This window comes from Paenibacillus sp. FSL H8-0315, from assembly GCF_038005365.1.
Taxonomy (GTDB): domain Bacteria; phylum Bacillota; class Bacilli; order Paenibacillales; family Paenibacillaceae; genus Paenibacillus_AQ; species Paenibacillus_AQ odorifer.
Genome location: NZ_JBBOTA010000001.1, coordinates 5240169 through 5256821, shown reverse-complemented (window position 1 = coordinate 5256821; position 16653 = coordinate 5240169). Strand labels below are relative to the sequence as shown.

Annotated in this window: 13 protein-coding genes and 1 riboswitch; of the genes, 1 reads left to right on the top strand and 12 read right to left on the bottom strand. The window is 42.6% G+C overall.

Annotated elements, in window-relative coordinates; all coding sequences use genetic code 11:
- Positions 1 to 456: 456 nt before the first annotated feature.
- The 3 genes from mqnC to metA all read right to left on the bottom strand — a co-directional run bounded on the left by mqnC (position 457) and on the right by metA (position 4349).
- Positions 457 to 1593, bottom strand: a complete 1137-nt coding sequence (gene mqnC / locus MHB56_RS22750) for a cyclic dehypoxanthinyl futalosine synthase (RefSeq protein WP_076184682.1) — start codon at positions 1591 to 1593, stop codon at positions 457 to 459.
- A gap of 626 nt (positions 1594 to 2219) precedes the next feature.
- Positions 2220 to 3392 (bottom strand): PLP-dependent transferase, encoded by a 1173-nt coding sequence (locus MHB56_RS22745; protein WP_076184683.1) that lies wholly within the window; start codon positions 3390 to 3392, stop codon positions 2220 to 2222.
- A gap of 36 nt (positions 3393 to 3428) precedes the next feature.
- Positions 3429 to 4349 (bottom strand): homoserine O-acetyltransferase MetA, encoded by a 921-nt coding sequence (gene metA / locus MHB56_RS22740; protein ID WP_076281068.1) that lies wholly within the window; start codon positions 4347 to 4349, stop codon positions 3429 to 3431.
- A 115-nt stretch (positions 4350 to 4464) separates the two neighbouring features.
- A riboswitch (SAM riboswitch) is annotated at positions 4465 to 4594 on the bottom strand.
- 396 nt (positions 4595 to 4990) lie between these two features.
- Between metA and corA the strand changes: the two genes are divergently transcribed.
- Positions 4991 to 5926, top strand: coding sequence for a magnesium/cobalt transporter CorA (corA, locus tag MHB56_RS22735; RefSeq protein ID WP_036684479.1), 936 nt, complete (start codon positions 4991 to 4993; stop codon positions 5924 to 5926).
- 86 nt (positions 5927 to 6012) lie between these two features.
- Here corA and MHB56_RS22730 read toward each other — a convergent pair whose 3' ends face one another.
- The 9 genes from MHB56_RS22730 to MHB56_RS22690 form a co-directional block, all read right to left on the bottom strand.
- Positions 6013 to 7029: an HRDC domain-containing protein gene (locus tag MHB56_RS22730; RefSeq protein WP_341144041.1), complete on the bottom strand. Its 1017-nt coding sequence runs from the start codon at positions 7027 to 7029 to the stop codon at positions 6013 to 6015.
- A gap of 210 nt (positions 7030 to 7239) precedes the next feature.
- On the bottom strand, positions 7240 to 8121 hold the full coding sequence (locus MHB56_RS22725; RefSeq protein ID WP_051491338.1) for an ROK family protein: 882 nt from the start codon (positions 8119 to 8121) through the stop codon (positions 7240 to 7242).
- 167 nt (positions 8122 to 8288) lie between these two features.
- Positions 8289 to 11015 (bottom strand): hypothetical protein, encoded by a 2727-nt coding sequence (locus MHB56_RS22720; RefSeq protein WP_341144040.1) that lies wholly within the window; start codon positions 11013 to 11015, stop codon positions 8289 to 8291.
- Between the two features lie 13 nt (positions 11016 to 11028).
- Positions 11029 to 11892, bottom strand: a complete 864-nt coding sequence (locus MHB56_RS22715; RefSeq protein ID WP_339172584.1) for a copper amine oxidase N-terminal domain-containing protein — start codon at positions 11890 to 11892, stop codon at positions 11029 to 11031.
- Positions 11893 to 11935: 43 nt separating this feature from the next.
- On the bottom strand, positions 11936 to 13852 hold the full coding sequence (locus tag MHB56_RS22710) for an Mbeg1-like protein (RefSeq protein WP_341144039.1): 1917 nt from the start codon (positions 13850 to 13852) through the stop codon (positions 11936 to 11938).
- Positions 13852 to 14682 carry a hypothetical protein gene (locus tag MHB56_RS22705; RefSeq protein ID WP_341144038.1) on the bottom strand — a complete coding sequence of 277 codons (831 nt, stop codon included), beginning with the start codon at positions 14680 to 14682 and terminating at the stop codon, positions 13852 to 13854. Before MHB56_RS22705 ends, MHB56_RS22710 begins: the two co-directional genes overlap by 1 nt.
- A gap of 40 nt (positions 14683 to 14722) precedes the next feature.
- Positions 14723 to 15862, bottom strand: a complete 1140-nt coding sequence (locus tag MHB56_RS22700; RefSeq protein WP_339190243.1) for an Mbeg1-like protein — start codon at positions 15860 to 15862, stop codon at positions 14723 to 14725.
- A gap of 85 nt (positions 15863 to 15947) precedes the next feature.
- Positions 15948 to 16247 (bottom strand): WXG100 family type VII secretion target, encoded by a 300-nt coding sequence (locus tag MHB56_RS22695; protein ID WP_036684485.1) that lies wholly within the window; start codon positions 16245 to 16247, stop codon positions 15948 to 15950.
- Between the two features lie 46 nt (positions 16248 to 16293).
- Positions 16294 to 16641, bottom strand: coding sequence for a WXG100 family type VII secretion target (locus tag MHB56_RS22690; RefSeq protein ID WP_076281074.1), 348 nt, complete (start codon positions 16639 to 16641; stop codon positions 16294 to 16296).
- Positions 16642 to 16653: the final 12 nt, after the last annotated feature.

The following is a 16653-nucleotide window of genomic DNA, read 5'->3' as shown; positions in this document are numbered from 1 at the left end:
GAAATAAAAAAATATTTTTATGTTCACATTTATATAAAGCTTCGTTAAAAGGCGTACTCCACACCAACCCTCGTTTGTGTAGTTAACATTAGTTCATATTGTTCGTATACATCAGCTCTATCGGACACTGATGCTCTTATACGCCACATTTTCCGATTTTCCCTATGCTATCGGACCCCACAGTCGCTATTGCACTAAAAACCAGCCTATATGGGGCTCTTTTCAAGGAATAGCGTCGCTGGGGTCCGAACCCCGACTCAAGAAGCGCTGAATTTGCAATTAAGGTCCACTGGGTCCGTACGCCTAGCGGATGATATAACAAGCGAAGATTCAGATGTGTTCTGCAATAAGGCTTGCTAATGATCGTAATCCTAACCTTACAAAAAAAACGCTTGATGCTCAGTAATCCACTTAAGGATTAACAAGCATCAAGCGTTGATTAATAATTAATATATATTAGTTCTGCATTACAAAATCATTATCAATCTTCGCATTAGGATCATCGAACACCCGCAGAATATCATAACGTGTATTCCGCTGCGCTGGAACTTTGCCTGCTTCGCGAATCAGCTGAGTAATCGACTCGATGTTTACCTTATAAGTCGCACCCGCCGAAGATACTACGTTCTCTTCAATCATTGTGCTGCCGAAATCGTTGCAGCCATATTGCAAGGAGAGCTTGCCGACCTCTGGCCCCATAGTGACCCAAGAAGATTGGAAGTTCTTAATATTATCCAACACAAGGCGGCTGATCGCTACCGTCTTCAGATATTCCTCAGGCGTTTGTCTGTCCAGCTTCAGGTTGGTATTGTCCGGCTGGAATGTCCATGAGATAAAGGCCAAGAAACCTTCAGAATCATATTTGTTGGCAATACACTCATCCTGAGCCTCACGTACACGTAGTAAGTGCAAAGCTCGTTCTTCCATACTTTCTCCAAGCCCAATCACCATTGTTGCTGTTGTATTCATACCCACTTTATGTGCTGTCTGCATTACATCCATCCACTCGCGCCACGAGCCTTTTAGCCGGCTGATTTTGCGGCGTGTACGGTCATCAAGAATTTCTGCGCCTCCGCCTGGCAAGGAATCCAGACCCGCAGCATGAATTTCACGAACCACTTGTTCCAGTGGTAATCCTGATACTTCTTTCATCTTCATAATCTCAGCAGGAGAGAAGGAGTGCATTGTAATCTCAGGGAAACGTTGCTTAATTCCGCGCAGTATATCTGTATAGTAGCTAAATGGAAGGTTAGGATTAGTTCCACCTTGCATAAGAATTTCTGTACCATTAACAGCAATCGTTTCAGCAATTTTTTGATAAATCGTTTCATCTGGCAGCACATAGCCTTCATCCGAGCCTGGTCTGCGGTAAAAAGCACAAAAACGGCAGTACACATCACATACATTCGTATAGTTAATATTACGGCCAATTACAAATGTGGCTAACGGGTCCGGATGCCAGCGTTCCATAATAGTGTTTGCAGCAGCACCCATTTTCTCAATTTCGTTGCTCTCGAATAGTCGGATGGTATCTTCCAATTGGAGACGGTCACCCCGCAGGGCTTTATCCAAAATAAGATCTATCGTACTCATCGTTCGCATCCTCCTTTTAAACCCTTAGGGATATGGTAGATTCACAAAATCACAAGAAAAATAACGTTGTCGTCCTTTAGAGATAACAACCGTTTCTCGTAGTAACATAAGGATAAAGTATAGTATGTAACTTATACCTTATATTTTAATAAATGAACAGTTCATTTCCTCATCGTATCACAATCTGAACAGCTTGAAAAACTTTTTACTTTCTTAGCAAGATACCATCCAGCAGAAAGAGTCCTTACATTGCTGCCTGCACCCGGTGAATCAAAATTCCTTGAGGCTGCCGGACACAGATGACGTTATTAGTTAGTATTTAGCCTTTGGAGCATAGTTCTGGACTCCAGCGACGCTATTCCTTGACAAGAGACTCATGAAGGCTGGTTTTTAGCGCAATAGCTGCTGTGGAGTCCGTTAACATTCCAAATGTGTAATAATGCTGTGTCTAAGGTCAGCTGTGTCCAATAGCAAAAAGTCCAAAAAGAAGAGCTATCCCAGCAGCCAATTCCCGGCTTATGAGACAGCTCTATTTCATCCTGCGTCCAACACCAGCTCTAAATCAACGGTGAGATAGATCCTCGATATTTCCCAGCATTCGGTGCCGATCTGGGTTGCCGTTACTTTTACTTCGTTTCGATTTCCGCTCGCGCAGCCTCTAAAGCTTGACCAAGATCAGCAATTAGATCCTCCGCATGTTCAATACCGACCGAGAAGCGCAGCAATCGATCATCTACACCCACCGCATTCCGAATTTCCACAGGAATATCCGCATGCGTCTGTACTGCAGGATAGGTCATTAGCGATTCAACCCCGCCGAGGCTCTCCGCGAAGGCAATAAGCCGGATATGACGAAGCAGAGGTTCTACGTATCTGGCATCTTTTAATTTGAAAGAAAAAATTCCGGTATTGCCCGAGGACTGGCGATTCTGGATTTCATATCCCGGATGATCCGGCAGGCCTGGATGGAACACTTCCGCAATCGCCGGATGCTCTTGTAGATAGCGGGCAATTGCTAGCGCATTGCTCTCGTGCCGTTCCATACGCAGGGCCAGTGTCTTCATGCCTCTCATCAGCTGATAACTGTCTGTTGGCCCAAGCACAGCGCCAATAGAGTTATGTAGAATCGCTATTTCAGCGGATAATTCAGCTCCTTTAGATACAATAAGACCCGCAAGTACATCATTGTGTCCGCCCAAATATTTGGTAGCACTATGGACTACAATGTCCGCACCTAATTCCAGAGGACGCTGGAAAAATGGAGTCAGCAGTGTATTGTCTACAATTGTGAGCAGCCCATGATGACGGGCCCAAGTAGCAACGGCTGCAATATCCGTAACCATCATCAAAGGATTCGTTGGCGTTTCAATAAATATCGCCTTCGTATTTGGAAGACGTGAAGCCTCAAGCGCATCCAAATCATTCGTATCTACATAGGAAGCAGTGATTCCAAACTTGGACATAATTCGTTCCAACAAACGATAGGTCCCGCCGTAAAGATCCAGCGAAACGATCAAGTGATCGCCTTGCCCAAACAGGGTAAATATGGTTTGAATAGCTGCCATCCCAGAACTACAGGCAAAACCTGCATCACCAGACTCCAATTCCGCAGCCGCATTCTCTAGTACGGAACGGGTTGGACTTTTGGTACGGCTATAATCGAAACCTGTGCTCTGCCCAAGCTTCGGGTGACGGAATGCCGTAGCATTATAGATAGGGAAATTAATGGCTCCGGTAGCCGGATCTTCTTGTGAACCTATTTGTGCCAGTCTGCTTTCAATCCTAAGTTTGTCGTCCATGATAAATGCCTCCTAAATTGTAATGTAGCGCTGATCTTAATAAACAATCGGGTCGATATCGTAAGGTGTCTCTTGATATACATAGTAATTGAGCCAATTAGAGAATAATAAGTTGGCATGTGCACGCCACACTGCAGGAGGTGTTTGTTCTGGATCATCTTTAGGGAAATAGTGTTTCGGCAAGGCCATCTCCATGCCCCTCTCCAAATCACGATCATATTCCCATTTCAAGGATAATGGATCGTATTCGGAATGTCCGGTCACAAATATTTGTTTGCCGTCGGTCGTAGCTACTAGATACATACCAGCTTCTTCGGATTCCGCCAGAATCTGCAGATCTGGATTGCTCTCAATATCTTCGCGGGAGACATCGGTATGACGGGAATGCGGTACATGGAATACCTCGTCAAAGCCGCGCAGCAATTTAATGTTATTTTGGTTAATCGTATGGGAGAATACTCCAAAACATTTTTCAGGCAAAGCCACTTTACGAACACCAAAATGATGATACAACCCTGCCTGTGCCGCCCAACAGATATGCATGGTCGAGGTCACGTTATCCTTGCTCCATTCAAAAATCTCTTTTAGCTCTTCCCAATAGGATACTTCCTCAAACTCCATTTGCTCTACGGGTGCTCCTGTAACAATAAGACCATCCAAACGGCGGTGGCTGATCTCGTCAAAAGTTTTGTAAAAGCTTCTCAAATGCTCAGCAGAAGTATTCTTAGAAGTATGTGAGCGTGGATGCAGCAAGGTAACGTCAACTTGTAGCGGTGAATTTCCTATTAAACGCAGCAATTGAGTCTCCGTCGTTTCTTTAGTCGGCATGAGATTCAGAATAGCAATCCTTAGTGGACGGATATCCTGATGGAAAGCCAAACTATCATCCATCACAAAAATATTTTCACCGGATAGTATTTCTTTTGCTGGTAAACTGTCGGGAATTTTAATTGGCATTGTCTTTCCACTCCTTAACTGTATTTAGGTTATGTTGTCACATCGCGGCTTTCTGAACAATAAAAAGACCTTTCTCGGAAAACGAGAAAGGTCATATCTACAGTCATATGCGCCTCTCTCATCTGCCAGAAACTTTTGGACGAGGTTTAGTCGTCAGCAAAGTTCCGCAAGAATTAGCACCGTGCGTTCACACGCCGGTTGCCGGGTTTCATAGGGCTAGTCCCTCCACCTGCTCTTGATAAGATTTAGCTGTATTCAATTAAATTTCTTTAAAATTTACTTTAAATCATGAACCTCCTTTTCGTCAAGTCCATACAATGCTGAAGTAGCCTCAAAGTAACAATAAATTTGCTTGAAAGAGGCATACTCCGTTGTTATACTAGACAAGTATTTCATACCTGAACGAAAAGAAGAGGTGAGAAGAAGAATGGAAGGCGACCCGAGCTCGCAATTAAGTGTACAGAATGAGCAACCACACAGGATAATCATCAGCTTGCCGGCGGCGGGAGCAGTTCTTCTTCATGCCCTCGAATCGTCATTCGGCCTCTTGTATTGATTGTAACGCCGGCCAAGCTGATTTTTTCTCTGTGCTTAATTAGCAGTCCCTGGTGAAGACCCGGGGATAGAAGGAGTGGAATCAGATGAAAATCCGGCTGGTGAATGCAGGGGTTTTTACACCTATTGATGAAATTGATGAAACATTGACACCCCCAACAGAAGGGTTCTATTGGATTGATGCAGATGTGGAGGATTTGGAGCTGCTTCAGCCCCTGTTCAACCTGCATGATCTCGCTGTTGAGGATTGCCTTAGTGAAGAGGATCAACGTCCAAAGATCGAAATATACGAAAGTCATTACTTTATTGTTGTAAACAGCATCCGCTTTGATGATGAGGAAATCTTCCTGCGGGCGCTCAATATATTCTTGGGAAGACATTATATTATTACTGTAACGAAACAAAAGATTCACGAGCTACGCGTCCTGAAGCCCATGTTATGGGAACAAGAGGTTAGCGAACCCGACCAATTCCTTTACCTGCTTATCGACCTTGTCGTAGATAATTATTTCTCCGTAGGTGACCGAATTGAAGCCCGGATTGAGAAGCTTGAAGAGGATATCCTAATGCATACCAAGAAATCTCATCTGAGTGAGATTATCGGTCTGCGAAGTGAGATCTTATGGTTAAAGAAGATGCTGGGACCACAGAAAGAGGTTATCAATACCCTGAATAAAAAAGACCTCCGTCTGATTGATGATCAGCTGCAGAAATACTTTAGCGACATTTATGAAAATGCAGTTAAAATATCCGAAACCTTTGAGACGTACCGCGATCTCATGGGCAACTTACGTGAGGCCTACCAATCCAGTATCGCCAACCGCGCCAATGAAATTATGAGAGTATTTACCGCGATTACAACGATATTCATGCCTTTGACCGTAATTACCGGAATCTATGGGATGAACTTTGATCATATGCCGGAATTGCATACGAAATACGGTTATTTTGCCGTTATAGGTCTAATGTTGACGTTAGGCTGTGGGATGCTGTATGTATTCCGCAAGAAAGAATGGCTATGAAAATAAACGGACGAATAGGCAAGACGAAGGCCCTTTAACCCTTTGGTGTAAGGAAGCCTTCGTCTTTTTGATATGATAAAAAGCTACTAGAAACTGGTCGCCATGCCCACTTTAGCAGCTTGCTCCCGCCGGAAATGAATGCGGATCAGCCGCAGACGTTCATAATAGCTATCCAGCCCTTCTGCTGCTGAAAAATCCTCCCCATACACCTTATGCAGCACTGGCTTTAGAAAAAGATCTCCTACCTCTGCATAGGCATTCCATATCGCCTCCTGCTCATTCTGCGGCACATTTTTCAGTTCTACCTCGATCAGTTTCTCCACGCAATAACCTTCTCTTTCCAGCTCCTCTACCGCTTCAATCAGTTCGCGACGGTTCACTCCACTGTTCACCTTAAGCTGTTCTAACCCTAACCCATTCTCGATCCCTTGCAGCAGAATTCGCCGTAATCGCAGTCTTTCTAGCTGTTTCTTATATTTGACCTCTTTCTGTTTATAGAGCCAGGATACAAAAGAATCCTCCTCAATTTCTTGGTGTACCCAATTCAAAGGAAAGGAGTGTTCCCTTGCAGCCGTAGAGGTTATAGCCAACCAATCCGTGCCATATTGGGCTACCTTTCCTTCCCCTACACCAGGGATCTGCAGCAGCTCCTCTGGTGTATGCGGCAAGAAAGTGCTTATCAAACGTAACAAACGATTGCTGGCAAGAATGTAAGGGGCTTTCCGTTCACTAGAAGCTCGGCTGCGGCGCCAAGCACATAACTCCTCATAAATAGCTTCGTTCCCATTATATTCACTGTAATATTGCAGCCTTAGCTGCTCCTGATTACGCCCGGTAAGGCCGTCTTCTTCATGAAATACGCCATCAATCAACGGCCGATAGCCATCCCCCATCTTCACCGCCAGCTCATGCCTGTAAACACAAAGCATTTCATTCCATGAACCACCCGCGTACCACAAATGCTCCTGTGTTTCCTCACCGCCTGAAAAATCACGCCAGCCCAGACTCCACACTCCTTCTTCCTCTCCAATCCATAGCTGAGCGAACACCTCTTGATCCACCCCAGATATTCTGGATAAGCGATTCATAAATACAATTTGCATATTCATCCCTGCCTTTCTAGTCTTCAGCAAGCACTATACCTACCGGTCTGAGCTACTTATTCGCTGATGTGAATGCCACACTGTCAGACTCGGAAAACGCAAAAAAGCACCACTCTCACGATAAACGTGAAAGAGGTGCTCCCTCATTAAATGCTATACTGTTAGATCCTACAATACCATATATTTCCTAACAGTCAATATCTTTTTATACTAGTTTCTTGCCAAAGCTAAAGTTGCCAGTCCAATCGCACCTGCAAGTCCTGCGTTATCTCCAAGCTGCGGTGGCACAACATAATTATCGATGTCGGTATTTAGCGCTGGATGCTGAACATAACCCTTCAGCAGCTCCTGCAGCTTGGTACGAATTAGCGGGAACAAGTGGCTTTGCTTCATGACACCACCGCCCATTACGATTTTTTCGGGAGACAGAATCAACACGTAATTCATAAGTGCATGTGCAAGATAATGAGCTTCCATATCCCAAGCTGGATGGTCAACAGGCAGCTCGCCTGCTGGTTGTCCCCAGCGTTTGCCAATCCCCGGACCTGCGGCTAACCCTTCAAGGCAATCGCCATGATAAGGGCAGTAGCCCTCAAACGTGTCCTCTGGATGTCTGCGAACTAGAATATGTCCCATCTCAGGATGAGACAATCCATGCACCATCTGACCTCCAACTACTGCTCCCGCTCCAATGCCTGTCCCAACCGTAATATAAAGGCAGCTGTCCAGACCTTTAGCCGCTCCCCATTTACTTTCCGCAAGCGCTGCACCATTCACATCCGTATCAAAACCGATCGGCACGTTAAATTGCTCAGCCATTGTACCTACCAAATTATATTGTCCCCAGTGAGGTTTTGGTGTCGTTGTTATGTAACCATAAGTAGGGCTGTCCAGCACGGGATCAATCGGTCCAAACGATCCAATACCAAAAGCTTCTACATTCTTCCCATTAAAATAGTCGATTACGAGTCCCATCGTTTCTTCCGGTGTTGTTGTCGGAAAGCTAACTCGGTCCAGAATGGTACCGTCCTCATAACCAATTCCGCATACAAACTTCGTTCCGCCTGCTTCAATCGCTCCCAATAACTTCATAGCAACTATCTCCCTTCTCCATTAAGCAATAATCCGCCATCCAGTTTGAAAATAAAAATTAATATAAAATAAAACAATCAACAGCCCTTATTATACGTTGGATGAAGCGCTATCACAATAATAAAACTCCCTTCATGCTTTTTTGCATGAAGGGAGACTATTGATGTTTAATTATTTAAGTCATCAAACATAGAGCCTTTTACCGTAACCTCAATTTGATCCAGCGGCTTAATGCCGACAAGCTTGCCCAGTGATTTGTACGCGTTGGTACTCTTGGAGAGCTCCACATCTGCCAGCCAAGCCTTAACATAGTACTTCCCATCTGGCATTTCAGCTGTAGTATAGACAGGAATATGGTCCTTATTAATCGTAATCGTCACCGTAGACTTTTCCGTGATCTTGTACATATTCTGATTCAAGCCCACATATTCACGGTATTTGAAATTGTTGAAGCTTCCCAGTGTACTAGACTGTGAGTAACCCTCTAATATATTCTTCCAGAATTCATGGGTGCCTTTATCACTTTCTCTTTCTTGTGAATATGGGATCTCTTCCACATCTTTAGTAAAGCTGTTCTCCACCGTCAGCAACTTTGCATCATTCACTCCGGTGTTATCCTCTACGGATAAAGCTGCTGGCTTTCTTGCAAAGTTATTCCCGTTTTTGCTCAGTGGTTCATTCCGCAGATTGACCGCAACTTTATCATTATTGATATACATAAGATCAGTTTCATATCGGAAAGAATTCGTAAGTTCCTCAACAAGATCCTTATGGTCCTTCGTGTCTTTATCCGTATCTTTAAACGTAACTGTCTCCAGTGTAAAGGTATACGTTCCAACAGGATTAAAATAATATCCGGATTTAATCGGATAATCATACCCTTGAAGTTGCTTATCCGTCGCAAACACGGCGGTATCATAATTAGATTTGTCGTTAAGCATCTTTTTAGCGGTAGCTCTGGCTTTCTTATAAGCTTGAGCCATGCTATTCTCTACCTTCCAGCCGATGTCTCCGCTTGCCTGTTGTGTGAAGATTCGCTCGAATTGCCCCTTTACTTTCGTCCAATCCTGTAAGTTCTTATTCTCATCTTCATGAGCCATCCAGCGGATTACATTATAATTGTAAGGCTCACTTGTCCAGAAGAGCTTTCGAATCAAAGAATCCGCTTTATTCTTGTCTATTGAATTCTTGTACAGCTTAGGTGCTATTTGTTTGGCCCCATTATAAATATAAGTCCGAATGGTTTTGACATCCTCACCTGGTGTAAACGGAGCTGAAGTGCTGCCGCTCTCCGTATATGTTTGACAAGATTCAACATCTTTACCTTCCCCGTTCTTTGTTGTGCTGCACACCTGATAATTACGAGTGAAATTTCTGCTCACAGTACCCTGGAAACTGATATTACCTGACTTTTGATTAGGTGTATACGGAGCCGGATTAATGTACCACTTACCGTTAACAGGATCATCACCAAAATCAGGGCGCTGTAGACTAGCTATGATGTCAGGTTGTCTAACTATAGTACTGGCGGCATCGTTAACCAGCGGATTATTCTCCACACGGAAATAACGATAGATAGTATCCGTATTATTGATTACTTCCAAAGCGCCTGTAGCATTCCCACTCCAAGTAAAATCAGAATATTGCGGTTGTAGAACAGCCTTTATAGCAGCGCCATCGGCTAACCCGAATTTCACTTTTTTCGATAACACATTATAATCCAGATCGAAGGAGCCTTTAGTTGTTGGCATCGAGTTGACCTTCTTAATCCATCCGTAAATCTCATTATTTCCGTAAAAGACTTCATTAGGTGACTTCAGCCTGTTCAGATTAAACTGGATGTATACGTCCTCATCAGGCATTGTAAATGTCGCGAAAAGAATATTGTCAGCCGTATTAGCCGCAAGCATAATTTCACCTGCTAACGTTGACGCATGACCATGGTATCTTACAGGGATTTCCTTTCCGTTACTCGTGATCTTCCAAGCGTAATCTGTTGTTTTCTGGGTGGCGAAGCTGGATCTGAGTCTGATTCCAACGGTTACCTCTTGTCCAGCTACCGCGCCGGTTGGCAAAGTTTCGAAATGAGGGGATAAATCATTTACCTGCAAAATAAACGGTGCGATAGGAATGCCTAAGTAAGTAATATTTCCGTTAGAACCTTGGATGTAAATCCTCCCTGATCCCCAAGACAGATAGGTAGGCGGTTGCAGGACGTGAACATAATCTAACCATCGCCCTCCCTTAGACGGTGTAGTATTCTGAGTGTATACAACCCTGTCTTTATACTCCTTGTCTTGATTGTTATAGATGAACCGTTCATATTTCTTACCGGCATAGCTCAGGTTTAGTCCAGTAAGAATAGCCTGCTCAAAAGTCCCGCCGGAATTCACTAGATACTCAATATCCCTACCTACAAATGCATCAAAATCATTTTTTCTAATTTTGTAGCTTGATTTTACGCCAGAGTCCTTCCAAGGTTCCTTAATCATATTAAAATTCTGAATTTGAATCCCGCTCCATCCAGCATACCATGGAGCTCCCTCAGTTGAGACCGAGTCCCCATCAATCGAATACCCGGAAAAAGCAAACATATTGCTATGCTCAAGCCATTCATGATTTCCACCATAGACAATCTCAAAATTACTATTGTTAGATTTTATCTGGTTTTGTAACAAATCCTCTCTTAACTTTCCTTTATTAGTCTCCATTGTGTAATAATTAGATTTTTTATAGAGCTCCGCCATATCTTTATTGATCTTCTCGATAACAGCTGTCGCTGTTTTTGGAAGATTGTTAGAAGTATCATTCACTGACTCTTCAGAGAAAACTGAAGAAGCTATAGATTGGAATAAGAATATTGTCACTATACTAAGCCATATCGATTTTTTCATACCTTCACCTCTCCTACTTCGGCCATACTGCGATTCCTATATCCCCCATACCAGGAGAGTCTACATCAATTTTATAATCTTTGCTTTGGAAGACTTTATAATCTAGCTCATCCATTCTTTTTGTTTTTGTTCTAACATACTTCATAATCGAATCTACGACATCGCCCTCAATGTTTTGTCTAAGAATATTCTCCGCTTCCTTCGCCTCCAGTGCAGGGTCAGAGCCTATATTAGTAAATGTAATTGTAATTTGAAAAAGATACTGACCTGCTTTCCGATCATCATTGTTGTATACTGTCAGCTGTGAATCGGTAATATAAGTCGACTCTAGATTGGCCCCCAGATGGGTATACGGGATTTCAAACCCATGAATCGTTACCGTCTTGGCTCCATTCGTTGATTCTCCCGTAGCAGGCTTATCAGAGGTAGCTATTTCACCTGAAGGAGTAGTGATGTAGACCGTCTTCACAGCATCATCCCATTTCACGTTTACACCGAGTCCTTCATATACAAATCGAAGTGGGACAAAAGTTCTTGACTGTTTGAACAATGCAGCCGTGTCCATTTGTTTTGTTTTTCCATTGAGCTCATAACTCTTTTTCCCGATATAGACACCCATTGTTTTGCCTTCAAGCGAGATTGTTGCCTTTTTAGCCTTACTGTCCCATAACACCTTAGCTCCAAGCGCTTCACTTATAAAACGCACGGGTAGCTGTACCCTTTGCTGCGCATCGATAAAAGGCTGGGCGTCTGGAAAAATAACTTTTTCTCCATTTACTACTACTCTCAATGGAAGACTTGCTGCAAAACCTGAAAATGCAGAAGTCATCAGGGATACCATTAGTAATAAAAGCAGCGAACTAATTATTTTTTTCATATAATTGCTCCTCTCAAATTTATCTTTCTATTTCCTGATATAATTAGTTCAGGTGTATTGTGGTAGTACTTGCACGGGCAGCAGCAACAATTTTAGATTCAATCTCTCGATATTTTGTAACAGTGTATCTTAAACCTGCAGTTTTTCCGTTTATCGCTGTTGTTACACGATTTTTCTGCGTCCGGACTTCATTGCTTAAACGTTGAACTTCTCTTAATTGAGCTTGAACATAAGATTCACTGTAAGCCCTGCCCACGTTAGAACTTACTCCAGAAGCTATAGATAATATCCTCTCGACGACTTCAGCAATGCTCTCTTCCTTACGCACCAGACTTTTCTGCAGACTCTCCAGTTTATCCATATTCGCCAAGATCTTAGCTCCTTGAATGACACTAGCAGATGCAACTGCAATCTTCGTAATGGTTTTCGTTACGGTCGATTTAACATTGCTGATCGCTGAATCTTTAATCGTGCGTGCGCCAGCGATAAATTCTTCCTTTGTTTTCTTAATTTTAGATTTTACACTTTGGAATATATCCCCCATTTTCTTCATCGCTTTGTCTTTTACACTAATCCAATATTCCTTCTGAGCTTCAACATATTGAATGGCATTCTCTACAAAACGATTGAAGCCCTCTTTCATTTTCGTCATAAAATCAGAAACTGCGTGCTTTACCTTTTGTGAAAACTCCGCAATTTTATCACCGATCAAATTAGTCACTCGGACAGCTTCTGTCACCATATTCGTTACAAATTCAACACTTTGATTATAAAAGGAAACTACTCTCTCCTTGATATCCTCCACCCTTTGCTCAATCCAGGGAATCACACTGTCAATTACAAAACCAATCATATAAAGCGCAACCAGAGCTTTTATAGTGACAACGAGCGCAGCTAACGCTGCAGTAAGCGCCGCAGTAACAACTGCAACGGGCCCAACTGTCACCATTAAAAGTCCAACTACGGCTACTCCCGCAAACGCTAATGGCCGCAGATCTACTTCCCCATCCAATACTTTGAAAACCCCTTCGACCAATGCTTCCTTTAGGGGGCCCGGCACAATTTCCAGACCAACTGTAATATTATGCACTAGGTTAGGAACCAAAGCCCGAGTCTGTGACTCTGAACGTTGAAAGGACTCATTGTTCCCGTCGATCTTCAGTGAGAATAAGGAATGATGTGGCAGGACGGTATTCCTTTCAGATTCAGTATCAATGTAAATACCTGCCGATGGATTTTGAAATAGGGCCGGAACGATGTCATTTTTATTTCTGAACTCTTTAATTCTGTCATTCTCATTCAATTCGTCTATAGTGGCCCTGTGTTTATCAAGCAAGGTTCCATTAAATCCCGGTGCATTAAACGTTGATGCGGAAGTTAGTTGGTTCCGTAAATTCTCAGGTAATATAAAAGAGGAATATAGGGCTAGATTACCTCCTAGCGAGTGCCCAGTCAGAAACAATTCATAACCCGCATCTATTTTGAAATTATTCATATATTCTTTAGCTTCCGCCTGTTGTAAAGATTCAAGGGCATATGCAGTTGTTCCGTTGTTTTTCCAGTCATTATGGTAAAGCGGGTTATCCATTGGTTCACTACCCCGGAACGCCGCTACCTTTGCCCCGTTCTTGGTATCTACTGTAAATGCAACAAAACCTGATTCCTCTTTTTTATTATGAGAGACGATATTGGAGATTTCCCAATTCTGATAATCAGATATATTCATCTGCTCTATGAGATCATTCCACTGCTTGTATTCTTTGACTCCGTTAAGATCGTCAGGAAAGCGTTCTTTTAATTGTTGCTGACCTGCGGGAGAAGCGTAGAAGTTGAGAACTTCGCCGAGAGTGATTTTTTTATATAATGCATAAGTTTTTTCCAAATCCTTAATGTTGAGTATATCTAAATAAACAAGTTGCGAGATCTGCTTTAACTCTACCTCTGTAAGCGTATCGTCCATTACAATCCCCCTCTTTGTTCCATTCTTTTTATTCTGTCCTCTTTCCATATATCAAAGAATTCTCTAATCTTGTCTTGAGATTCTACAATCTTTCCATCAACTCCTAATTTGAATCCAGCCATTGTAACTATATTAATAATTCCTGTTTTTTTAGTTTCGTCACTAAAATATATGTCAACACTTTCCTCTGCCTTTTTGACCTCTTCTAATCGACCATAGGCCTCTGGAGTGAGGTATCCTATCCCTATCAGACTACTCACATATTTATTTTCTGCTAGTATTTTTGCAAAATCCATATATTTTCTCATTTCTGCCTCTTGGTCCATATCTCCATTACCATCAACATAGTTATCACTATTTAAATAGACTGAAATCACCAGCGTATTCGTTGGATATAACTTCAGAAATTGCTCGTAGGAAAGCTTTGTATTGTTATGCTTGGGGTAAACCAACCCCGTTTCGTTGGCAACGATAATTTTACTGTCAGGCCAAATGCTAGCAGCGATTGCTTGAATCATTGGTTCGTCTTTTTTTGCTACCACCTGGTTTAAATAGTTGTCATACACCTTTTCCAAATCCTTCGTGATTTCCACCCGTACATTAATCGTGTCATCCTTCTTAGGATGCACAGTCGCCTTCAATGTATTGTTGTTCATCGTTCCCCAACCGCCGCCTATGCCATCAAGGATGAATTCCTCGCCATACTTTTCCTGCAAGGAGCTCAAAATTTTCTTTTCACTTTTCTCCTCTCTAGAGCCACATCCCATAAAGCTGAACATTGATAATATCAACATCAGAGTCAACACCTTCCTTGTATAAATCTTTTTCATGCTGGCTTCACTCCTTTTTGATGGCGATTCCAGTTAGTAATCAGAATTCAAAATCCAGCTTCAATTCTGGAAATTTGAGCATTTGATTCATGGTTGTTTCAACCACCTTATCTAGATGTAATGTCATTTGGTTCGTTAGTTTCTCCATACGTTCCATGAGGGCATTTGTCAGTTTATTCAACCATTCCTCTACATGGTCCATCAGCTTATCCCCTACCGGACTGCAAATCAGTAGGATGGATAAGACAGCTTGCGTGATTTCATTAAGCTCTTCTGCTATTCCCGCTGCCTCTAGCATGGCTGCTTCAGATAGTTGTTCAAATTTCGCAGAGATGTCATCGAATAAGAAGGATTCCGGAATATTATTCATTTCGGTTCTCCACTCGCTGAACTTCGCATCCAACATTCGTTCATATTTGTGGGCAATTTCAATCAGTGCACCTCGCACTTTTCCTACATCCAACTGATCTATTAAGGTAAATATCACGTAACCCAAATGGTCCGATGCAGCTTCTGTTAGTCCGACGGTATCCCCAAATCCACTCATAACAGCATCAAAAACAGGCGTATGCTCTTCCGTTAGGATATTAATCTTGGATAGCAAAGCATAGGCATTCCCTTTTTCACCTATAATCACATTCCCCTCAGCGTCAAAGGTATAGCGCTGCCAAAGCGAATCAGGAATTAGAAATTCCGTTTCTTCTATACCCGATTTAGCAAATACAATCTCTTCGTTGTGTTTGCCTAACGCGGATACAAGACTGTTATAAGCCACAATATTTTTAACCTGAAGCTTTCCCTTTTGCTCCACAGTCAGAATGTTTGCTATACCTGGTGCATCGAATACCACACCACCAATCCCCTCATTAACCGTTGCTGCATAAAGAGCTAAGGCACCGCCCATGGAATAACCAGTAACCTGGCAATCCTTCTCCCCTTTGTTTTTTAATAAAAATCTTGATGCTTCCTCCGGCATGCTGCTCTGACCGCTTAACAGAGACTGCAGATCCGCAAGCCAATCTTTTCCTTTATATGTAAAGATAATTAATCTATCATCATGCTCATCTCTATAGGCATAGGCTGCTGCACCAGCAAAAGCCAGACTATCCGTCAGTTCGAGACCGTCTGCTGCTTCTACAACTGATGCCAGTGTTATGTATTGTTGTTCGGTCAGCTTCACTTACAGATCCCCCCAAATAAATTCACATTAAAATCATACTAACAAGGCAGATGGCTCAAAATCTGCCTTGTTATGTATGCCAGCATTATTTTCCACGCAGTTTACTTGCCATTTCTTGCTCGGCTTGTTGCTTGATGTTAGCAATTTGCGTTAGGTTCTTACTGATATTCTCTACACAGAGAACCATTTCCTTAAAACTAGGCATAAGTCCATCGAATTGTTGTATAAAAGCTGTTTGTGATTCTCCTTGCCACCAACCGCTAACGGCATGAATTTCAGATTGCAATTGTTTGATAAGAGTATCTGCATTATTTGCTTTGGTTTTAATAGACTTAGCTACACCTAGTGCCTGATCCGGATTAAATGTAAGATTGTTTCCCGCCACATTATTCACCTCCTTTCAAAGCATTTATATCTCAACAACCCTGTCATTACTTCTGGCTTTGCTTTTGTTTTTCTAATTGCTTTTGTTTCAGTGCCTCTTGCGCCGCCTTCTCTGCTAGTCTTCGCTTTTCTTCTCTTTCCTGTTCAGCACGGATCACTTCTGAAGCCACTCTTTGGACCCCACTTTCGAGCCTACCCAGCATTGTGAGCAGGGTCTTCATTTCGCTATCCAGCTCGTTGTATTCACTTTGAAATGCCTTAGAAGCCGTACCGGTCCAATAGCTGGCCGATTGTGTATAATCGCTTTGCAGTTTTTTTGAAGTACTGTTTACTTCATTAGTTAGACTATGGATCTGTGAAGCGTTTCCCCTGATTTCTGATGGACTAACTGACACTAGTTACACCTC

Coding starts and splice junctions, on each gene's coding strand:
- mqnC (WP_076184682.1), bottom strand. CDS start 1,593: ATGAGTACGATAGATCTTATTTTGGATAAAGCCCTGCGGGGTGACCGT.
- MHB56_RS22745 (WP_076184683.1), bottom strand. CDS start 3,392: ATGGACGACAAACTTAGGATTGAAAGCAGACTGGCACAAATAGGTTCA.
- metA (WP_076281068.1), bottom strand. CDS start 4,349: ATGCCAATTAAAATTCCCGACAGTTTACCAGCAAAAGAAATACTATCC.
- corA (WP_036684479.1), top strand. CDS start 4,991: ATGAAAATCCGGCTGGTGAATGCAGGGGTTTTTACACCTATTGATGAA.
- MHB56_RS22730 (WP_341144041.1), bottom strand. CDS start 7,029: ATGCAAATTGTATTTATGAATCGCTTATCCAGAATATCTGGGGTGGAT.
- MHB56_RS22725 (WP_051491338.1), bottom strand. CDS start 8,121: ATGAAGTTATTGGGAGCGATTGAAGCAGGCGGAACGAAGTTTGTATGC.
- MHB56_RS22720 (WP_341144040.1), bottom strand. CDS start 11,015: ATGAAAAAATCGATATGGCTTAGTATAGTGACAATATTCTTATTCCAA.
- MHB56_RS22715 (WP_339172584.1), bottom strand. CDS start 11,892: ATGAAAAAAATAATTAGTTCGCTGCTTTTATTACTAATGGTATCCCTG.
- MHB56_RS22710 (WP_341144039.1), bottom strand. CDS start 13,852: ATGGACGATACGCTTACAGAGGTAGAGTTAAAGCAGATCTCGCAACTT.
- MHB56_RS22705 (WP_341144038.1), bottom strand. CDS start 14,682: ATGAAAAAGATTTATACAAGGAAGGTGTTGACTCTGATGTTGATATTA.